General features: G+C 61.1%; 20 protein-coding genes. 11 read left to right on the plus strand and 9 right to left on the minus strand.

Going from position 1 to position 19,022, the window contains the following annotated elements; genetic code table 11:
• Positions 1–31: 31 nt before the first annotated feature.
• Positions 32–1,885 (minus strand): ABC transporter ATP-binding protein, encoded by a 1,854-nt coding sequence (locus tag ASC90_RS25935; protein WP_056547063.1) that lies wholly within the window; start codon positions 1,883–1,885, stop codon positions 32–34.
• A 240-nt stretch (positions 1,886–2,125) separates the two neighbouring features.
• Between ASC90_RS25935 and ASC90_RS25940 the strand changes: the two genes are divergently transcribed.
• On the plus strand, positions 2,126–3,088 hold the full coding sequence (locus ASC90_RS25940) for a hypothetical protein (protein ID WP_056547065.1): 963 nt from the start codon (positions 2,126–2,128) through the stop codon (positions 3,086–3,088).
• Between the two features lie 30 nt (positions 3,089–3,118).
• On the opposite strand, the gene ASC90_RS25945 is transcribed toward ASC90_RS25940, so the two are convergent.
• Together ASC90_RS25945 and glpK are read right to left on the minus strand one after the other, a co-directional pair.
• Positions 3,119–3,526, minus strand: a complete 408-nt coding sequence (locus ASC90_RS25945; RefSeq protein WP_056547068.1) for an OsmC family protein — start codon at positions 3,524–3,526, stop codon at positions 3,119–3,121.
• Between the two features lie 33 nt (positions 3,527–3,559).
• Positions 3,560–5,053 (minus strand): glycerol kinase GlpK, encoded by a 1,494-nt coding sequence (gene glpK / locus ASC90_RS25950; RefSeq protein WP_056547071.1) that lies wholly within the window; start codon positions 5,051–5,053, stop codon positions 3,560–3,562.
• A gap of 170 nt (positions 5,054–5,223) precedes the next feature.
• On the opposite strand from glpK, the gene ASC90_RS25955 reads away from it, so the two are divergent.
• The 4 genes from ASC90_RS25955 to xdhC are packed head-to-tail and all read left to right on the plus strand — an operon-like array spanning position 5,224 to position 10,694.
• Positions 5,224–6,000, plus strand: a complete 777-nt coding sequence (locus ASC90_RS25955; RefSeq protein WP_056547074.1) for a 3-hydroxybutyrate dehydrogenase — start codon at positions 5,224–5,226, stop codon at positions 5,998–6,000.
• 33 nt (positions 6,001–6,033) lie between these two features.
• Positions 6,034–7,500, plus strand: a complete 1,467-nt coding sequence (gene xdhA, locus ASC90_RS25960; protein ID WP_056547077.1) for a xanthine dehydrogenase small subunit — start codon at positions 6,034–6,036, stop codon at positions 7,498–7,500.
• Entirely contained in the window at positions 7,501–9,840 is a 2,340-nt protein-coding gene (gene xdhB, locus ASC90_RS25965; RefSeq protein WP_056547080.1) for a xanthine dehydrogenase molybdopterin binding subunit, read from the plus strand.
• A gap of 2 nt (positions 9,841–9,842) precedes the next feature.
• Positions 9,843–10,694: a xanthine dehydrogenase accessory protein XdhC gene (gene xdhC / locus ASC90_RS25970; protein WP_056547083.1), complete on the plus strand. Its 852-nt coding sequence runs from the start codon at positions 9,843–9,845 to the stop codon at positions 10,692–10,694.
• Here xdhC and ASC90_RS29025 read toward each other — a convergent pair.
• The gene (locus tag ASC90_RS29025) at positions 10,670–10,873 is read right to left on the minus strand and encodes a hypothetical protein (protein ID WP_156393145.1); all 204 of its coding nucleotides are present in this window, start codon (positions 10,871–10,873) and stop codon (positions 10,670–10,672) included. The two genes, xdhC and ASC90_RS29025, sit on opposite strands and share 25 nt — an antisense overlap.
• Positions 10,874–10,989: 116 nt before the next feature.
• Between ASC90_RS29025 and ASC90_RS25975 the strand changes: the two genes are divergently transcribed.
• Positions 10,990–11,916 (plus strand): LysR substrate-binding domain-containing protein, encoded by a 927-nt coding sequence (locus ASC90_RS25975; RefSeq protein ID WP_056547086.1) that lies wholly within the window; start codon positions 10,990–10,992, stop codon positions 11,914–11,916.
• On the opposite strand, the gene ASC90_RS25980 is transcribed toward ASC90_RS25975, so the two are convergent.
• Positions 11,892–12,224: a hypothetical protein gene (locus tag ASC90_RS25980; protein ID WP_056547292.1), complete on the minus strand. Its 333-nt coding sequence runs from the start codon at positions 12,222–12,224 to the stop codon at positions 11,892–11,894. The genes ASC90_RS25975 and ASC90_RS25980 overlap by 25 nt on opposite strands.
• Positions 12,225–12,405: 181 nt before the next feature.
• Between ASC90_RS25980 and ASC90_RS25985 the strand changes: the two genes are divergently transcribed.
• The 5 genes from ASC90_RS25985 to ASC90_RS26005 all read left to right on the plus strand — a co-directional run bounded on the left by ASC90_RS25985 (position 12,406) and on the right by ASC90_RS26005 (position 17,432).
• Positions 12,406–12,918, plus strand: coding sequence for a hypothetical protein (locus ASC90_RS25985; protein WP_056547089.1), 513 nt, complete (start codon positions 12,406–12,408; stop codon positions 12,916–12,918).
• Positions 12,919–12,988: 70 nt separating this feature from the next.
• On the plus strand, positions 12,989–14,233 hold the full coding sequence (locus tag ASC90_RS25990) for a urate hydroxylase PuuD (protein WP_056547092.1): 1,245 nt from the start codon (positions 12,989–12,991) through the stop codon (positions 14,231–14,233).
• Entirely contained in the window at positions 14,230–14,661 is a 432-nt protein-coding gene (locus ASC90_RS25995) for a hypothetical protein (RefSeq protein WP_056547093.1), read from the plus strand. The genes ASC90_RS25990 and ASC90_RS25995 overlap by 4 nt, the downstream gene beginning before the upstream one ends.
• Positions 14,662–14,777: 116 nt before the next feature.
• The gene (guaD, locus tag ASC90_RS26000) at positions 14,778–16,085 is read left to right on the plus strand and encodes a guanine deaminase (protein ID WP_056547097.1); all 1,308 of its coding nucleotides are present in this window, start codon (positions 14,778–14,780) and stop codon (positions 16,083–16,085) included.
• Positions 16,086–16,289: 204 nt separating this feature from the next.
• A complete protein-coding gene (locus ASC90_RS26005) occupies positions 16,290–17,432 on the plus strand; it encodes an alpha-hydroxy acid oxidase (protein ID WP_056547100.1) in 1,143 nt (380 codons plus the stop codon).
• Between the two features lie 38 nt (positions 17,433–17,470).
• Here ASC90_RS26005 and uraH read toward each other — a convergent pair whose 3' ends face one another.
• Genes uraH through ASC90_RS26025 form a run of 4 tightly spaced genes read right to left on the minus strand, consistent with a single transcriptional unit; the run spans position 17,471 to position 18,979 of the window.
• Positions 17,471–17,827, minus strand: a complete 357-nt coding sequence (uraH, locus tag ASC90_RS26010) for a hydroxyisourate hydrolase (protein ID WP_056547103.1) — start codon at positions 17,825–17,827, stop codon at positions 17,471–17,473.
• Entirely contained in the window at positions 17,824–18,324 is a 501-nt protein-coding gene (locus tag ASC90_RS26015; RefSeq protein WP_056547106.1) for an ureidoglycolate lyase, read from the minus strand. The genes uraH and ASC90_RS26015 overlap by 4 nt, the downstream gene beginning before the upstream one ends.
• Positions 18,325–18,326: 2 nt before the next feature.
• Positions 18,327–18,689 (minus strand): HepT-like ribonuclease domain-containing protein, encoded by a 363-nt coding sequence (locus tag ASC90_RS26020; protein ID WP_056547109.1) that lies wholly within the window; start codon positions 18,687–18,689, stop codon positions 18,327–18,329.
• A complete protein-coding gene (locus ASC90_RS26025) occupies positions 18,686–18,979 on the minus strand; it encodes a nucleotidyltransferase family protein (RefSeq protein WP_056547112.1) in 294 nt (97 codons plus the stop codon). Before ASC90_RS26025 ends, ASC90_RS26020 begins: the two co-directional genes overlap by 4 nt.
• Positions 18,980–19,022 lie beyond the last annotated feature (43 nt).

Consider the following 19,022-nt stretch of genomic DNA (forward strand, 5'->3'; position numbering starts at 1 on the left):
CCCTATTGGTCAACGGCTGGTCATACCTAGCCTAATCGATTTCCTCCGGAATAAAGCCGCCGATCTGACGTTTCCACAGCCGGGCAAATAGGCCATCCCGTTCCACCAGTTCATCCGGTGTGCCTTCTTCCACGATGCGCCCCCGGTCCAGCACGACAATCCGATCCATCCTCGCAATCGTTGAGAGCCGGTGCGCGATGGCAATGACCGTCTTTCCGTTCATCACGACGTTCAGTTTTTCCTGAATAGCGGCCTCGGATTCGCTGTCCAGCGCGGCGGTCGCCTCATCGAGCACAAGGATTGGCGCGTCCTTCAACAATACGCGCGCGATGGCGACACGCTGGCGCTGGCCGCCGGAGAGCTTGATGCCCCGGTCACCGACGAAAGCGCCATAGCCTTTGCGGCCTTCGGCATCTGCAAGATCGGCGATGAAGGCATCGGCCCGTGCCGTCTTCGCCGCCTGTTCGATGTCGTCCTGCGTCGCATCGGGCCTGCCGTAACGGATATTGTCGCCGACGGAACGGTGCAGCAGTGCGACATCCTGCGTAATGACCCCGACGCTGCGGCGAAGGCTCGCCTGCGTGACCGTGCGGATGTCCCGCCCGTCGATCAGGATTCCGCCGTCGCGAATATCGTAGAAGCGCAGCAGCAAGCTGATCAGCGTGGTCTTGCCGGCTCCCGATAGCCCGACCAGACCAACCTTCTCGCCGGGCTGGACCGTCAACGACAGCTCGTCGATCACCGACTTGCCGGTCTTGTAGGCGAAGCGGACATTTTCGAAGCGAATCTGCCCACGGCTGACGATCAGTTCATCCGCGCCAGGCCGGTCGATGATTGTGGGCGGCGTCGTCATCACCGGCATGGCATCCTTGATGGTGCCTATCGCCTGGAAGATCTGCTGGCCCATCTGCAAGAATGTGAAAGTCTGCCCCGACAGCCGGTGAAGGATGTAGACCGCCGCGACGAAATCCCCGACCGTAAGAAAGCCCTTGAGGAGCCCGGAGAATCCGATCGTAAGTATGGCCAGCCAGAGCACCATGTTGAGCACAACAACGATCAGCTCCGAGGTCCGGTAGATGCGCTGCTCGCTATGCTGCGTCCTGACTGCCTTCTGCAGGATGCCGCGGATAGCGCCGGCCTCGCTGTCCTCGGCAGCGAACTGCTTGATCATCTGCATGTTGCTGTAGAGGTCATTGATGGCGCCTGCGACGAGGCTTCTCTGCTTGGCGGTACGGCGCGACCGTTCGGCAAAGGTCGGTGCGAGCTTCACCGCCAGCACGACATTGAGCGCGATCCAGATCAGGACCGGCAAAGCGAGTTGCCAGGACAACGCGCTCATCAGTACCAGGGAGCCAACCATCTGCAGAATGAAGCGCGGGATGGATTGAAATGCCGCGATGATCTGCTGCTGGACGGCGGACGCCACCTGCGACAGGCGCGAGGCGACCTGTCCGGCAAAAAGATCATGAAAGAAAGCCAGGTCCTGCCGCTCCACCGCCTTGTGGCCCTGCCACTGGATGGCGGCCGGCATGCCGACATTGAGCGTATGCGACGTGAGGGTGTTCGTGAGGAACGAGGCAACCGGCATGACGGGAAAAATCAGCAGGCCGAGGAAAGCGAGCAGTGGCCAATCTGCTAGCAGGAAGGCGTGCGCGCCTTGCGTCGTCACGCCGTCGACAATGACCGAAAGCCCCCAGACGATCGTCAGATTGATGGCCTCGATCGCCATCGAGGAGAGCGCCAGGACAATCAGCACGCCGCGAAACATCGATACGAAATGCAGGAGAACCGATACCGGGCCCTTTGTGGGCAGTGGTCGGTAGGGAATGTCGAGTGGCCGGATCAGTGTTTCGAAGGGGCGGTATATCGCATCTGAAATAGACATGGCTCGCTCAGGTCCAGAGGGAAGGAGGCGGGACTCAGCTACACGCAGCGCGATAGGATCATCTTCGAGCTGCAATCTCAACTGGACAATCTCGCGAATTGCTACCGAGGCGCGGGTACGTCAAGCAACAGCCCCGCAGTGCCATCCGCAACGCCATCATGCTGCCTGCTTTGCCGCAGATTGCTTGGCCAGCCGATGGTCATCGGCACGCCGCATCTCGGAAAACAACTCGGGACAATAATGAAGACGCATCTCAGCCTGATTGCCGCCTGCGCCCTGCTGATCGGCGCCTGCGATACCGCCCTCGCCGCATCCGCCCCGCAAAACTTCATCTATACAAGCTCCGGCGATCTCGAAGCGGCGAGCAAGCTCGTTGGCCGCCCCGATATCGCAGGCGTCCAGATCGTCTACAACTGGCGGAAGCTGGAGACCGGCAAGGGACAGTACGACTTCTCCGCCATCGAAGCGGACCTCGCCATCGTCAAGAGCCTGAACAAGAAGCTTTTCATTCAGATCCAGGACCGTTTCTTCGATCCACAGGCGAGGAACGTTCCCGACTACCTCATGGCCGATCCGCAATATGGCGGCGGCATCAGCCCTCAGTTCGACAATCCCGGTGAAAACAAGCCCGTAGGCTCCGGCTGGGTGGCACAGCAATGGAAGCCGGCGGTGCGCGAACGCTACCAGGCCCTGCTCAAGGCGCTTGCCGGGAAGTTCGACGGCGAGGTCTACGGCGTCAACCTTCCGGAAACGGCAATCGATCTCGACCCGAAGCACGTACCGGAAGGCTATACCTGCGACGCCTATTTCGAAGGCGAGATGGAGAACCTCGCCTTCGCCCGCAAGGCCTTCTCCAAGAGCAAGGTCGTGCAATACGTCAATTTCTGGCCCTGCGAATGGGAGAACGACCACAACTACATGGGACGGCTCTTCGACTTCGCGGCGAAGAACAATATAGGCCTCGGCGGCCCCGACATCGTGCCTTATCGCAAGGGCCAGATGAAAAACTCCTACCCCTTTTTCAACAAATACAAGGGCAAGCTCGCCTTCGTTGGCCTCGCGGTGCAGGAGCCGACCCTGACCTACAAGAACCCGAAAACGAAGAAGCCGTTCACCAGGGCGGAATTCACGGCCTTCGCCGATGATTATCTCGGAGCCGACGCGATCTTCTGGAGCACCGCGACACCCTGGCTGAAGAAATAATGCAGGTGCCAGCCGGCATGGGCAATGCGGCTAGCCGGCATGCTCGATGGTCACAGGAATACCGCGTCGCAACGAGTTGCTGACCATGCAACTCGCTTTGGCCCGCTCGATCACGTCGAGCGCGCCTGATCCATCTGCCTTGGCGCACGTCACCCTCATAATCATCGATGTGGCGAGCAAGGGACTGCCTCCGAGTTCGACTGTCACGCATACAGCGATCTTGCCGAGTACAATTCCCATCTCTTCGGCCGTGTAGCGCAGATCGTTGCAGAAGCAGCCGCCAAGCGAGAGAGCCAGAAGCTGGCCGCCGTTGAAGCCAAGCCCCTGCCCTCCCGCCTTTCCCTCCGGGCGGTCGACAACGATGGTATGCCCGCCCGCCCAGCCCATCGACGCCTGCGTGCCTTCGACATTCCGCAACTCAACCGTCATGGCAACCATGGCGTGGTCCTCGTGTTTTCCTTAAGAGAAGCGCTAGGCCTCACTCAGCGTCCGCTTCACCGCATTCTTCCAGCCCTTGAGCTTCGCCGCACGGATCTTCTCGTCCATATCAGGCTCGAAGCGGCGGTCGCGCTTCCACTGCTTTGCAAAGCTCGCGCGATCCGGCCACACCCCTGCTTTGCTCCCCGCAAGCCATGCCGCGCCGAGCGCCGTGGTCTCCAGGATCACCGGCCGGTCGACGGGCGCGTCGAGAATGTCGGCAAGCCGCTGCATCGTCCAATCGGAGGCGACCATGCCGCCATCGACGCGCAGGACGGTGCTATCCACCGCGCCCTTCCAATCCTTGTGCATGGCGTCGAGCAGGTCGCGGGACTGGTAGCAGACAGCCTCCAGTGCCGCGCGGGCAAATTCGCGCGGACCGCTGTTGCGCGTCAGCCCGAAAATCGCCCCGCGGGCATTGGCATCCCAGTGCGGCGCGCCGAGACCCGTAAAAGCGGGAACGAGATAGACTTCCTGCGTCGGATCGGCCTGATCGGCGAGTTCGCCTGTGCGCGAGGCGCTGTCGATGATGCCGAGGCCATCGCGCAGCCACTGCACCGCGGCACCGGCGATGAATATCGAACCCTCCAGCGCATACGTCGTCTCGCCGTTCAGGCGGTAGGCGATGGTCGTCAGCAACCGGTTCTTCGAACGGACGATATCGCTGCCGGTGTTCAGCAGGGCGAAGCAGCCGGTGCCATAGGTCGATTTCATCATGCCCGGTTCGAAGCAGGCCTGCCCGATCGTCGCCGCATGCTGGTCGCCGGCAACCCCCAGGATCGGGATCGCCGCGCCGAGAATACCGGCATCCGTCACGCCGAAATCGTCGGCACAGTCCTTCACCACGGGCAGCATGGCAGCAGGAACGCGCAGGATGTCGAGCAGGTCCTTGTCCCAGCTGTTATCGGCAATGTTGTACATCAGCGTGCGCGAGGCGTTGGTCGCGTCCGTTGCAAAGCTCTTTCCGCCGGTCAGCCGCCAGATCAGGAACGTATCGATCGTTCCGAAGCACAGTTCACCCTTGGCGGCGCGCGCGCGGGCGCCCTTCACGTTGGCGAGCATCCAGGAAAGCTTGGTGCCGGAGAAATAGGGATCGAGCAGCAAGCCGGTCTTCTTGGTGAAGGTCTTTTCGAGATCCTGCTTCTTCAGCTTGTCGCAATAGCTTGCCGTGCGGCGGTCCTGCCAGACGATGGCATTGTGGATTGGCCGCCCGCTCTCGCGTTCCCACACGACAACCGTCTCTCGCTGGTTGGTGATGCCGAGCGCCGCGATATCGCTGGCTTTGATCTTCGCTTCGCGAATTGCCATCTTGATGGTGGACACGACGGAATCCCAGATTTCTTCCGGATCGTGCTCGACCCAGCCGGAGCGCGGATAGATCTGGGTGAATTCCTTCTGTCCCGCGCCGGCGATCTTCATCTCGCCGTCGAATACGATCGCCCGCGTAGATGTCGTCCCCTGGTCGATCGCCAGAACATATCCGCCCATGCCAGTCCTCCCATGCGCATCGTGAATGTCGCATCAAATCAATAGGACAGCACGTCGGGTGAGGAAAGCGCTGCGTGCCTGTTTGGACACAAGAGATTTACCCGGGGCTCAATTGCCAGCGCCGCCGCTTTGCGCATAACCTCATTCGCGAACGGAGTGCAGGGAAAAGCATGAACAGAACAGTCGTCGTCACCGGATCCACCAGCGGCATTGGTCTTGCGATCGCGACGGCGTTTGCGGGCAAGGGCGACAACGTCGTTATCAACGGCTTCGGAAAGCCTGACGAAATCAAGGCGATAACCGAACGACTTGAATCAGTTTCCAAATCCAGGGCGATCTATCATCCGGCCGACATGACCAGGCCCCGCGAGATCGCCGACCTGATCGAAACCGCAGCCAAGACTTTCGGTTCGGTGGATGTTCTGGTCAACAATGCCGGCATCCAGCATGTCGAAAAGATCGAGGACTTCCCGATCGACAAGTGGGACCAGATCATTGCCATCAATCTGTCCAGCTCGTTTCATACCATGCGCGCATCGATACCACTGATGAAGGCAAGGAAGCAGGGCCGCATCATCAACATCGCATCGGCGCATGGCTTGGTGGCCTCGCCGTTCAAATCCGCCTATGTGGCGGCGAAGCATGGTATACTGGGCCTAACGAAGACGGCAGCGCTGGAACTCGCCGAATTCGGTGTCACGGTGAATGCGATCTGCCCCGGCTACGTGCTGACACCACTGGTCGAGAAGCAGATACCGGATACGGCCAAGGCTCGCGGCATGACCGAGGAACAGGTCAAGACCGAGGTGATCCTGAGGGCACAGCCGACGCATGAGTTCGTCAAGGCAGAAGAGATTGGCGCGCTGGCTCTCTATCTGGCAAGCGACGAAGCCCGTCAGGTCACCGGTACCCATATCTCGATTGACGGTGGCTGGACGGCGGCATAACCATTCTGAATAAACATAAAAACAAGGCACGACATGAACGATAGCATCCGGTTCATTCTGAATGGTGAGGACATTTCGCTGAGAGATGTCCGGCCAACCGATACGCTTCTCGATTTCCTGCGGTTGAAGCGCCGGCTGACGGGCACCAAGGAAGGATGTGCGGAAGGAGACTGCGGCGCCTGCACGGTCCTCGTCGGTCGCCTGATCGACGGCAAGCTTCACTATGAATCGGTCAATGCTTGCATTCGGTTCATGGGCTCGCTTACGGCCACGCATGTCGTCACCGTCGAGCACCTCGCCGCCAAGGATGGAACGCTGCATCCCGTGCAGCAGGCGATGGTCGATTGCCATGGCTCGCAATGCGGCTTTTGCACGCCGGGCTTCGTCATGTCGATGTACGGCCTCTGGCTTTCCAACGAGAAGCCCAGCCGGGCCGATATTGAAAAGGCCTTGCAAGGCAATCTCTGTCGTTGCACGGGCTACGAGCCAATCGTCAAGGCCGCCGAACAGGTGAGCCAAACCCGCCCGAGCGCATTGTTCGACCCGCTGCAACGAACCCGATCCGATATCGTCGCCAGGCTCTGGGCAATGCAGCCGGACCAAACCATCGCGATCACCACCGCCGACGAACGGTTGATCGTTCCGAACTCGGAGGAGGCGTTGGCGCAGATCCTGGCGGACGAACCCGACGCCACCGTTGTTGCCGGATCGACCGATGTCGGCCTTTGGGTAACCAAGCAGATGCGGGCGCTGAATCCTGTCGTCTTCATCAACCACCTTTCGGAACTGCAGGCGATCACCGCCGGCGAAGGCGGCTTTGCCATCGGCGCCGGCGTCACCTACACGCACGCCTTCGAAACGATCGCTCAGAAGGTGCCGACACTTGGACGGTTGATCGACCGCATCGGCGGCGATCAGGTGCGCAACATGGGCACGATTGGCGGCAACATCGCCAACGGCTCGCCGATCGGCGACAGCCCGCCGCCGCTGATCGCGCTCGGCGCCACCGTCAGACTGCGCTCGGCTTCCGGCACCCGCGTGCTGCGGCTCGAGGACTTCTTCATCGATTATGGCAAGCAGGACCGTCGTCCCGGCGAATTCGTCGAAAGCATCTTCGTACCCTATCCGGCCGAAGACACGCATTACGCGGTCTACAAGATCACCAAGCGCCGCGACGAGGATATAACCGCCGTCCTGGGCGCGTTCTACTTGACGCTGGACGGCGAAGGTGACGTCAACGACATCCGCATCGCCTTCGGCGGCATGGCTGGGATACCAAAGCGCGCGCGCGCCGTGGAGAACGAACTGATAGGCCGCCCCTGGACCGAAGCCACCGTTGAAGCAGCCCGCGCCGATTTTGATTCCGACTACCAGCCACTCAGCGACTGGCGCGCGACCGCCGAATACCGGCAGTTGACCGCGAAGAACCTGCTCACGCGTTTCTATCTGGAGACCTGTGGCACACCCGCCGAACTCAGGCGTTTCGAGGAGGTGGCCTAGATGGACAAGTCTACTCTCCCCGATCCGCAATTCGTTGTCTCAGGCGCCATGCACGGTTCGCTGCGCCACGATTCGGCACACAAGCACGTCACGGGAGCGGCGGATTACATCGATGACCTGCCGGAGCCGGCGGACTTGCTGCATGGTGCGCTCGGCCTGTCTGATCGCGCCCATGCCGACATCCTCGGCATGGACCTTTCCGAGGTCGCGGCCACGCCCGGCGTCGTCTGGGTTTTCACCGGCAAGGACGTGCCCGGCGTCAACGACGTCAGTTCCAACGGCAGCCACGACGAACCGCTGCTGGCCGAAACCAAGGTCGAATTCCACAACCAGCCGATCTTCGCCGTCATCGCCGAAACCCGCGACATCGCACGCCGCGCCGCACGCAAGGCAAAGATCGAATATCGCGACCTGCCTCACTGGAGCGACATCGACGGCGCGCTGGAAAACGGCAGCCCGCTGGTCATCACGCCGATGACCCTGAAGCGCGGTGAAGCCAAAACCGAGCTGGACAACGCACCACGCCGGTTGAAGGGCCAGATGCGCATCGGCGGCCAGGAGCATTTCTACCTCGAAAGCCACATCGCCATGGCGATCCCAGGCGAGGACGACGAGGTCACCGTCTGGTCGTCGACGCAGCACCCGAGCGAGATCCAGCACATCGTCGGGCATGTGTTGAACATCCCGTCGAACGCGGTGACTGTCAACGTACGCCGCATGGGCGGCGGCTTCGGTGGCAAGGAGACGCAAGGCAACCAGTTCGCGGCGCTCGCCGCCATCGCCGCCAAGAAGCTGAAACGCGCCATCAAGTTCCGCCCCGATCGCGACGAGGACATGGCGGCAACCGGCAAGCGCCACGACTTCCTGGTCGACTACGACCTCGGTTTCGACGACGAAGGCCGCATCCACGCCGTTGACGCCACCTATGCGGCGCGCTGCGGCTTTTCTTCCGACCTCTCCGGCCCGGTGACCGACCGCGCGCTTTTTCATGCGGATTCCAGTTACTTCTACCCACATGTTCACCTGACATCGAAGCCGCTGAAGACCCACACCGTCTCCAACACCGCCTTCCGTGGATTTGGCGGGCCTCAGGGCATGGTCGGAGCGGAACGCTTCATCGAGGAGATCGCCTATGCCGTCGGCAAGGATCCGCTCGAGGTCCGCAAGCTGAACTTCTACGGTCAGCCGGGATCCGGCCGCACCCTCACCCCCTATCACCAGGAGGTCGAGGACAGCATTCTGGAGCGCATCGTCGGCGAGTTGGAGGAAAGCGCCGGTTACCAGGCGCGCCGCAACGCCATCATCGAGTTCAACCGCAACAACCGTTACATCCGCAAGGGCATCGCCCTGACGCCGGTCAAGTTCGGCATCTCCTTCACCATGACGGCCTTCAACCAGGCAGGCGCCCTCGTCCACGTCTACAGCGACGGCTCGATCCACCTGAACCATGGCGGCACCGAGATGGGCCAGGGCCTCTACACCAAGGTCGCGCAGGTTCTTGCAGACAGTTTCCAGGTCGATATCGAACATGTGAAAATCACTGCCACGACGACCGGCAAGGTGCCGAACACCTCGGCAACGGCCGCCTCCTCCGGCTCGGACCTGAACGGCATGGCGGCCTACGATGCCGCCCGCCAGATCAAGGAACGGCTCGTCGCCTTCGCCGCGGAGAAGTGGCACGTGCCGGCGACTGACGTCGTCTTTCTGCCGAACCGCGTACGCATCGGCGACAAGGAGCTGCAGTTCCCGGATTTCATCAAGCAGGCCTATTTCGCACGCGTCCAGCTTTCCGCCGCAGGATTCTACAAGACGCCGAAAATCCATTGGGACCGCGCCGCCGGCCGTGGAACGCCGTTCTACTATTATTCCTACGGTGCATCCTGCACCGAGGTCTCGATCGACACGCTGACCGGCGAATACCTGATCGACCGCACCGACATCCTTCACGACGTGGGCCGCTCGCTGAACCCGGCAATCGACATCGGCCAGGTTGAGGGCGCCTTCGTCCAGGGTATGGGTTGGCTGACCACGGAAGAACTCTGGTGGGATGCAAAGGGCCGGCTGCGCACCCACGCGCCATCGACCTACAAGATTCCGCTTGCCTCCGACCGCCCGAAGATCTTCAACGTTCGCCTCGCTGAATGGTCGGAAAACGCCGAGGCCACCATCGGCCGCTCCAAGGCCGTTGGCGAACCGCCCCTGATGCTGGCGATCTCGGTGCTCGAGGCGCTCTCGATGGCCGTCGCCAGCGTCGCCAACTACAAGGTTTGCCCGCAGCTCGACGCGCCTGCGACGCCGGAACGCGTGTTGATGGCGGTCGAGCGGATGAAGACGGTTTAGCCATGACGCGGCGCGAAGTCCCGTCCGGTTTTGTTCCCAAAGGGGATTTCCGCTCCTTCCTGGCGACGCATGCCGCCACAACCCTCATCGAGATCATCAGCACGCAAGGCTCAACCCCGCGCGAGGCCGGAACGTTCATGTTCGTATCCGAACGCTCCCTGTGGGGCACGATCGGCGGCGGGCAGTTCGAATTTCTGGCGATCGCGAACGCACGACAGCTGCTAGACGGTTCCGGCGGCAGCGAAATGATGGACATTCCGCTTGGTCCCGAGATAGGCCAATGCTGTGGCGGACGCACGCAGTTGCGCTTTCGGCGTGTGAACGCCGCGGTTATCGCCGAACTGGAGCGGAAACGGAGCAGTGAGGCCGAAAGTCAGCCGGAAGTGTATCTATTCGGCGCGGGGCATGTTGGTCGCGCGCTGGCGGCCGCGCTCGCGCCTCTGCCGGTTGCGGTCACGGTAATTGAAACCCGCCAGGAGGAACTCGCGAACCTGCCGACGGAGACGGCAACCCGTCTGACCCCGATGCCGGAAGCATTGGTGAAGGGTATGCCCGCCGGCGCGGCCGTGGTGATCCTCACTCACGACCATGCGCTAGATTTCCTGATCGCCCGCGAGGCGCTCGCCCGCACCGACCTAGCCTACACCGGCATGATAGGCTCAGCCACCAAGCGAGCCACCTTCGCACGCTGGCTGGTGCGCGAAGGGACGGGCGAAAGGGCATGGGTGGATCGGCTGACATTGCCGATCGGCGGCTCGGCGGTGCGTGACAAGCGGCCGGAAGTGATCGCCGCGATGACCGCTGCCGAGATTCTCACCGCTCTCGCCGCCTACCGCCGCAGTTCCGCATCATAGCGCGGGTCGCGCCCGTCCATGAAGCCAAGATCCCGCTTGACGCGATCGGGCATGCCTTCGAGATCCAGACGCTCCGATCGTGCAAGGCGCCACGCCAGCCTTCGGCCCATAGTCGAAAGCCATTGGGATAGGCCGGAAACAGTACTCCGTTGCAGTCGTTCAATATGGGTGCTGTCCATCACGTCACCTCAATGAGTTTATGTGTTGACTTGCAGTTTGCGACGGAAAATGCTGCAATTCCAATCGAACAACCGTCTGCATGCATCAAGAACACTTATCCATAGAGAACTTATCCATGAAGCTATCGAAGCAGTTTCCGCTGAATGCGTTGCGCGTCTTCGAGGCCGTTGCCCGGCTCGGCAGTTTCACCAAGGCCGGCGAAGAACTCGGCATGACGCAGACGGCAGTCAGCTATCAGGTAAAACTGCTGGAAGAGAATATCGGTGAACTTCTGTTCCTCCGCCGCCCGCGCCGGATCGAACTCACCGACGCCGGTGCGCGAATGCAGCCCAAGGTGACGGACGCTTTTTCGCTGCTGAACGAGGCGATGGCGGAAGGACGAGGCGAGATCCAGTCGACATTGCTGATCAACACCATCGCGACCTATGCGTCGCACTGGCTGGCGCGCCGTCTTGGCTCTTTCCAGCTCGCGCATCCGGCCATTGCAGTACGGCTGTCGACGTCGGAGACGCTCGTGGACTTCACCAGGGAATCCGTCGATGTCGCGATCCGCTCAGGCACCGGCAACTGGCGCGGCCTGTTGGCCGATAGGCTGATGGAGACCGATTTCACGCCTATGCTGAGCCCTAAGCTTGCCGAAAGCGTCGGCGGCATTCGGCGGCCGGAAGATCTGCTGAAGCTGCCCATCATTGGCGCGACCGACCCATGGTGGCAACAATGGTTCGCAGCAGCCGGTCTCCAGGATCTTGGACTGGAGGCGCGACCGCGCAGCCAGTATGGTTCACAGACCTTCGAAGCGAGCGCGGCAATGGCTGGCCAAGGGGTCGCGATTCTCACCCCTGCCTTCTACGGCGACGAGATAGCGCAGGGACGACTTTTTCAGCCGTTCGAGATGACCTGCAACGACGGCCGCGGATACTGGCTGGTGTATGCCGAAGGTCGCCGCAACGTCCCGAAAATAAAGGCGTTCCGAAACTGGATCCTCGAGGAGATCAACCGAAGCGACCCTGCCGGGCTTCAGTACCCCATCTCCGGCGCATAGAAGCAACGTGGTGTGTCTTCATTGGGGAAGAGGCACAGGTGGTAATCGCCGTCACCCGATTTCATCGCCCGGGTCATCGGCAGAACAAAGACATGGGCGTGGGTGACAAGGCGATGATCCCCAGGCAGCAACGTGACACGGTATCCGTGTGGTGTAATCACGACGGTCTTTGGAGGAATCATCTGGCAATCGCCGGTCTCTTCGTCGCCGTTGCAGCAGAAGGGCTCGTAGGTCCAGCCCGATGGCGCGTCATGGGCATGGACACCTGATGCAAAGGCAATCATCAAAAACACAAGAATGCTGCGCATCGGCATCTTCTCCGTCGATGAATGCATCGCCGTAGCGATGCGGGTTCGACCTCATCCGGCGGCCTCAAAGAAAAGTGTAACCGAGTCTTCGTATTTCAATACTTGCTAAATTTTGAATGAGTAATATTTCGCGTAATTGCAAGGGGAATAAAAATACAACCTGCAGAACTACGCCAATCCATTGAACTGGGTTGCGAGGGCCGGTAAGGAGAGGCTGACCATCTATGTTCGCAAGCTTGAGATCGTCGCAATGACGCCAGCTGCCCTGGCTCTACTGGCTGGCTGCTATGCGCCCCAGGTCGATTTCGGCCGTCTGAAGCCGGGGGACCTGCGGCCAGCTCGCTCTCTGATCGACAGGCATTTCGACACCTTGTGCAGCCTCGGACCATATCAGGAAAGGCTGGACAAGAACCTAGCGGTGAGCGAGCGAGTGAACGCGCATCTGTCGCAAATCCGGTATCAAGGTGGTGAAGGTGACTGGGCACTCGTTCTTGTGCGCGCCAGCGATGTGGAAGTATTGCACTTCAGGCGCAGTGCCACGCTGGACTGGCTGACGATCGGGCCGGATGATCGCCTGCCGGAACTGCCCGGGCAATTCGCACCAGCATCCCGCGTCGATGCCGCTGCAGCCGTTTTCGGTAAAATCCAAAGGGACGACCGCACCTTCATCATCCTGGGGAAGATGTCGGAATAACGTGTTTCCCCTTTCCTCCGGGTTCAACTTTTTGCACAGTACTGAATCGGAGGAAGTACAGGGGACCTCGATGTACGAATACGCCATAGCGTGGGAATGGTTGGCCTTTGCCGCCCGCTGGTTCCACGTCGTCACCGCGATCGCCTGGATCGGCTCGTCGTTCTATTTCATCGCGCTCGATCTGGGGCTGGTAAAGCGTCCGCATCTTCCGCCGGGCGCCTACGGCGAGGAATGGCAGGTACACGGGGGCGGCTTCTACCATATCCAGAAATATCTCGTGGCGCCGGCGCAGATGCCGGAGCACCTGACCTGGTTCAAGTACGAGAGCTATTTCACCTGGCTCTCCGGCTTCCTGATGCTCTGCATTGTCTACTACGGCGGTGCCGATCTCTTCCTCATCGATCGCCATGTACTCGATGTCAGCGCGCCGGTCGCCATCCTGATTTCACTGGCGTCGCTCGCCGTCGGCTGGATCGTCTACGACCTGCTTTGCAAATCGCCGATCGGCAAGAACACCTGGGGCTTGATGGTGGTGCTTTATGCCGTGCTGGTGTTCATGGCCTGGGGCTATACCCAGCTCTTCACCGGCCGCGCCGCCTTCCTGCATCTCGGCGCCTTCACCGCGACGATCATGTCGGCAAACGTTTTCATGATCATCATCCCGAACCAGAAGATCGTCGTCGCCGACCTGATCGCCGGCCGCACGCCGGATGCGAAATACGGCGCCATCGCCAAGCAGCGCTCGCTGCACAACAACTACCTGACGCTCCCCGTCATCTTCTTCATGCTGTCCAATCACTACCCATTGGCCTTCGGCACGGCCTACAACTGGGTGATCGCAGCGCTCGTCTTCCTGATGGGCGTCACCATCCGCCACTGGTTCAACACCACCCATGCCCGCAAGGGACGCCCGACCTGGACGTGGATCGCCACGGTCATCCTGTTCATCCTGATCATGTGGCTCTCGACGGTGCCGAAGGTGTTGACCGGCGAGAAAGAGGCCGCGGCGGAAGCCGTGGCTCCGGCGTTTAAGCAATTCGCCGGTGACCCGCATTTTCCTGCGGTGAAGCAACTCGTCTCGACGCGCTGTTCGATGTGCCACGCCGCCGAGCCCGTCTATGAGGGATTGTCGCGACCGCCAAACGACGTCGTCCTCGAAACCGACGCGGAAATTGCTGCCCATGCCCGCGAGATCTATATTCAAGCGGGCCGCAGCCATGCCATGCCGCCCGGCAACGTGACCGACGTTACGCCTGACGAACGAAAGCTGCTGGTTGCATGGTTCGAAAGCGCCGTTGACGGAACACAGCAATGAAGGCGGCTCCCGGAGCGACGCGCGTCCTGGTCTGCGCCCTGACCTTCTGCGGCCATATGGCGACCGCTGCGGTGGCGCAAGATTCTGGCCCAGAGGCGATGGCAAGCGAGCTTGCCGGCGACCTCAATGCGCTGGGGACGGAACCGTTCTGGGCGGTCAGGATCCGTGCCGACGCCGTAACCTTCAGCCGACCGGGCAAGGACGACGTCAAAAGCGCCAACCCGGGACCGGTCACGGTTGAGGGCGGTGCGGTCTGGACGGTCGGCGGCGGGCCGTCTCCCTTCAAGCTGACGCTCTTGAAGGCGGAGTGCTCAGACGGTATGTCCGATCGGAACTATGGCTTCAGGGCAACGCTGGTATTCGATAGCAAGACGTTATACGGCTGCGCCGCGTCACCGGCGGCAATCGCCGCACAGCCGGCGCCGTAAATCGTCGTCTGAAGGTCGGGACACCTCGTTCTTAGGCGATGCAACACCGGTCCGCCGTGATGCCGATCATTCGGCGCCGGAATGCAACGACAACATCCGATCGGCAAAGGAAGCCCATGACATACACCCTCCTCCGCGGCCGGCTGCTGTCTTTCCTGCGGGCTCCGCAGAGCCTGGCCGATACCGACAGCTATCTCTATGAAAGCGACGGAGGGCTGCTGCTCAACAACGGGCTGATCGTCGCCTGCGGCGCCTTTGACGAGGTTAGCGCCGGTGCGCCGGCGGATACGATCATGATCGACCACCGGCCGCATCTGATCATGCCCGGCTTCATCGACATGCACCTGCACTTCCCACAGATGCAGGTGATCGCCTCCTATGCGGGAAACCTCCTGGAGTGGCTGAATACCTATACCTTCCCCGAGGAGTGCCGCTTTGTCGAAAGCGCACATGCCCAACGCATCGCCACGCATTTCTACGATGAACTCGTCCGCCACGGCACGACGACGGCGGTCGCCTATTGCTCCGTCCACAAGACCTCGGCCGATGCCTACTTCGCCGAGGCCCTGAGACGGAACATGCGCATGGTCGGCGGCAAGGTGATGATGGACCGCAACGCACCGCAGGGCCTGCTCGACACGCCACAGATGGGTTACGACGAAACCCGGCAGGTGATTGCGGACTGGCACGGCAAGGGCCGCAACCACGTTGCCATCACCCCCCGCTTCGCCATAACCTCCACGCCGGCGCAGATGGAGGCGACCCAGGCGCTGGCCCGCGAGTTTCCCGACCTGCACATCCAGACCCACCTCTCCGAGAACCACGACGAGATCAGGTTCACCTGCGAACTCTACCCCGAAGCAATCGACTACACCGACATCTACGCCCGCTACGGCCTGCTGGGCGACAGGACATTGTTTGGCCATTGCATCCACCTCTCCGAGCGCGAGGCGGATGCGATGAGCGAGGCAGGCTCGGTCGCGGTGCATTGCCCGACCTCCAACCTTTTCCTCGGCTCGGGCCTCTTCCCGCTGAAGGCGCTGGCCAGCCGCGACAAGCCGGTTCGAATAGGTGTCGCCACCGATATCGGCGGCGGCTCGAGCTACTCCATGCTGCGCACCATGGATGAGGCCTACAAGATCCAGCAACTCCTCGGCGAGCGCTTGAACCCGCTGGAGAGCTACTACTACATGACGCTGGGCAACGCCCTCTCCCTCTCGTTGGCCGACAGAATCGGCACGCTGGACACTGGCACGGACGCCGACATCGTCGTCCTTGACGCCGCCGCGACTCCTGCCATGGCGCTGAAGATGGAGGTGGTGAAAACGCTGGCGGAGGAACTCTTCCTGCTGCAGACAATGGGCGACGACCGGGCGGTCGTCGAAACCTATGTTGCGGGCGTCGCCGCCAAGAGCACGATGTGAAGGCGGATCGCTGCGAGCGTCTTGCTGATCGGCGACATTTCTCCGTCAGCCGGATGGGCGGCATCCGAACAACCGTCAGGCGCCCGGCCTCGCGGAGGCAATCATTGCTCGCTCGCTCGCCACCGCATCATCGGAATTTCCAATAACACTTGCCCTGAAATCATGTTAAGGCCATCGCACTATTCAGATGTGAAAGTCTTGTCCATGGCCACTCCTCTCACCATCGCCGACCTCAAGGACCGTGCCCAGCGCCGCGTCCCGAAGATGTTTTTCGACTATGCGGATTCCGGCGCGTGGACGGAATCGACGTACCGGGCGAACGAGAGCGATTTCGCCAAAATCAAGCTGCGCCAGCGCGTGCTGGTCGACATGACGAATCGGACGCTCGAGACAACGATGATCGGTCAGAAGGTGTCGATGCCGGTCGCTCTCGCACCCACCGGCATGACCGGCATGCAGCGCGCCGATGGCGAAATGCTGGCGGCGCAAGCGGCCGAAGAGGCTGGCGTTCCGTTTACACTATCGACCATGAGCATTTGCTCGCTCGAGGATGTCGCCTCAGTTACGACGAAGCCGTTCTGGTTCCAGCTATACGTGATGAAGGACAAGGACTTTGTCCTCAGCCTCATCAACCGCGCCAAGGCTGCGAAATGCTCGGCGTTGGTGCTTACCGCTGACTTGCAGGTCCTCGGCCAGCGCCACAAGGACTTGCGCAATGGCCTCTCCGCCCCACCGAAGTTCACGCCAAAGCACATCTGGCAGATGGCGACGCGTCCCCTGTGGTGCCTCGAGATGTTGCAGACCAAGCACCGCAGCTTTGGCAACATCGTCGGCCACGCCACGAACGTCTCGGACCTCTCGTCGCTTTCCGCCTGGACCGCCGAGCAGTTCGATCCGCAGCTTTCGTGGGAAAACGTCGCCTGGATCAAGGAAAAATGGGGCGGCCCGTTGATCATCAAGGGTATCTGCGACGTCGAGGATGCGAAATCCGCAGCGGAGACCGGCGCCGATGCCATCATCGTTTCCAATCATGGCGGCCGCCAGCTCGACGGCGCGCCTTCCTCGATCAGCATGCTGCCGCAGATCGTCGACGCCGTCGGCCACAAGATCGAGATCCACCTCGACGGCGGCATCCGCTCCGGCCAGGACATTCTGAAAGCCATCGCCCTTGGCGCCAAGGGTACCTATATCGGTCGCCCCTTCCTCTACGGCCTCGGAGCCATGGGCAAGGACGGCGTCAACCTGGCACTCAGCATCCTGCGCAAGGAACTGGATGTGACCATGGCGCTTTGCGGAAAACGCGACATCAACGACGTCAACTCGTCGATCATCGCCGGACGCCAATAGAAGCTGCTGCTGCTTGCCATGGCGGCAGAACACATCGGTCAGCTGCCGCGGTAGGTCGAATAGCCATAAGGCGAGATCAACAGCGGCACGTGATAGTGCGCCGCCTCGTCCGCAATGCCGAAGCGGATCGGCACCAGATCGAGGAAGGCCGGATGCGGCAGTGCGACGCCAGAGCCTCGCAGATAGTCGCCGGCATGAAACATCAGCTCGTAGGTGCCCGACTTGAAGCTCTTGCCGGCAAGGATCGCGCCACCATCGACCCGGCCATCCGAATTGGTGATCACCGTCTTGATGATGTGCCGAACGTCGCCTTCGATCCGGAAAAGTTCAATCCGTAGACCTTCGGCCGGCTTGCCGGAGGCGGTGTCTAGGACATGGGTGGTCAGTCCGGTCATAGGGCAGGCTCTCTAATAGTGAAGGGCGTTTCGAAGAAGAATTCCTCCAGATTGTTACCCGGCCCGTCACGATCGACGACGACGAAATCGCTGACGGCGCCAAGCGACATCAATGGATGATGCCAGACATTGCGGTGATAGTTCACGCCTTGGTCACCGCGCGCCAGAAAGACCCGCGGCCGCCCCGGACGACCGTCTTGATCCTCGGATACGACGACGAGAAACGGTCCGCCCGAAATTGGCGAGAAGCTCTGGCTGCCGAACGGGTGCCGCTCCATCATCCCGATCTGGTAGGGAAAGCTGCGCGGCTGGCCGCGAAACAGGTTGATGATGACGCGCGCACCCTCGCCCGTCGCCTCTGCCGCGGCCAGCGCGTGAAACCGTTCAGTCGTGCCGTTGTTGATATGCCGCATAGTTGCCGGATCGGCTTCGATGACATCGCCGAAGGGCGCGAAGGCAGCCTTGGTGAGAGGCTGGATGTCGAGAAAGTCTGCCACGTCTATTCACCCTCCCTATGCCAGTGGCGAATAGAATTGAGTGCGGCCAGTAGGTCCGGGATATCGTCTTTGGCGGTTGCCCAGACCTTTTCTAGGTCGATGTCGAAATATCCATGCGCAATGCGATTTCGCATGCCGCGCATCGCACTCCACGGAAATTCCGGATGTTCATCGATGAACTCTGGATGCGCTTTAAGCAGTTGCGTCGCAATCTCCGATGCCATGAGCAAGCTCATGCCAACCGCACGCTGCAAAACCAGATTGTCCAGAAAATCAGCCTTGCTGACATTCTTTAACATGGAGTGAGCGTCAGACGCGGACTGGCCCATGCGATCCAAAAGATAGGCAATGCGTTCTGGACTCATATGGGCTTGGCTTCCTCCAGCACACGGCAGCGGATGGCCTCTGGAAAATCTCCGAGTGTAAGCAGATGTATCGACGTCCCGATCATCATCTGATCCAGTGCATCCTGCAGGCCACCCAATGTCAGCAACGTGCTTCCCGGCAGTGCATCCACCAGAATATCGAGGTCGCTATCTACGCGATCCTCGCCCCGCGCCACCGAGCCGAACACGCGCGGGTTAGTCGCGTTAAAGCGCTTCGTCGCCTCGCGGATCGCCTGCCTGTTTCTCTCCAGCACCTCGGATGGCTTCATCGCGGTCGACCTCCTGTTTCGCAACTATAAGCCACGGATGCAA

Source organism: Rhizobium sp. Root1220 (assembly GCF_001426265.1).
Taxonomy (GTDB): domain Bacteria; phylum Pseudomonadota; class Alphaproteobacteria; order Rhizobiales; family Rhizobiaceae; genus Rhizobium.

Excerpts from the sequence above, each read along its gene's own strand:
- ASC90_RS25935 (WP_056547063.1), bottom strand. The coding sequence starts at position 1,885 with ATGTCTATTTCAGATGCGATATACCGCCCCTTCGAAACACTGATCCGG.
- ASC90_RS25940 (WP_056547065.1), top strand. The coding sequence starts at position 2,126 with ATGAAGACGCATCTCAGCCTGATTGCCGCCTGCGCCCTGCTGATCGGC.
- ASC90_RS25945 (WP_056547068.1), bottom strand. The coding sequence starts at position 3,526 with ATGGTTGCCATGACGGTTGAGTTGCGGAATGTCGAAGGCACGCAGGCG.
- glpK (WP_056547071.1), bottom strand. The coding sequence starts at position 5,053 with ATGGGCGGATATGTTCTGGCGATCGACCAGGGGACGACATCTACGCGG.
- ASC90_RS25955 (WP_056547074.1), top strand. The coding sequence starts at position 5,224 with ATGAACAGAACAGTCGTCGTCACCGGATCCACCAGCGGCATTGGTCTT.
- xdhA (WP_056547077.1), top strand. The coding sequence starts at position 6,034 with ATGAACGATAGCATCCGGTTCATTCTGAATGGTGAGGACATTTCGCTG.
- xdhB (WP_056547080.1), top strand. The coding sequence starts at position 7,501 with ATGGACAAGTCTACTCTCCCCGATCCGCAATTCGTTGTCTCAGGCGCC.
- xdhC (WP_056547083.1), top strand. The coding sequence starts at position 9,843 with ATGACGCGGCGCGAAGTCCCGTCCGGTTTTGTTCCCAAAGGGGATTTC.
- ASC90_RS29025 (WP_156393145.1), bottom strand. The coding sequence starts at position 10,873 with ATGGACAGCACCCATATTGAACGACTGCAACGGAGTACTGTTTCCGGC.
- ASC90_RS25975 (WP_056547086.1), top strand. The coding sequence starts at position 10,990 with ATGAAGCTATCGAAGCAGTTTCCGCTGAATGCGTTGCGCGTCTTCGAG.
- ASC90_RS25980 (WP_056547292.1), bottom strand. The coding sequence starts at position 12,224 with ATGCGCAGCATTCTTGTGTTTTTGATGATTGCCTTTGCATCAGGTGTC.
- ASC90_RS25990 (WP_056547092.1), top strand. The coding sequence starts at position 12,989 with ATGTACGAATACGCCATAGCGTGGGAATGGTTGGCCTTTGCCGCCCGC.
- ASC90_RS25995 (WP_056547093.1), top strand. The coding sequence starts at position 14,230 with ATGAAGGCGGCTCCCGGAGCGACGCGCGTCCTGGTCTGCGCCCTGACC.
- guaD (WP_056547097.1), top strand. The coding sequence starts at position 14,778 with ATGACATACACCCTCCTCCGCGGCCGGCTGCTGTCTTTCCTGCGGGCT.
- ASC90_RS26005 (WP_056547100.1), top strand. The coding sequence starts at position 16,290 with ATGGCCACTCCTCTCACCATCGCCGACCTCAAGGACCGTGCCCAGCGC.
- uraH (WP_056547103.1), bottom strand. The coding sequence starts at position 17,827 with ATGACCGGACTGACCACCCATGTCCTAGACACCGCCTCCGGCAAGCCG.
- ASC90_RS26020 (WP_056547109.1), bottom strand. The coding sequence starts at position 18,689 with ATGAGTCCAGAACGCATTGCCTATCTTTTGGATCGCATGGGCCAGTCC.
- ASC90_RS26025 (WP_056547112.1), bottom strand. The coding sequence starts at position 18,979 with ATGAAGCCATCCGAGGTGCTGGAGAGAAACAGGCAGGCGATCCGCGAG.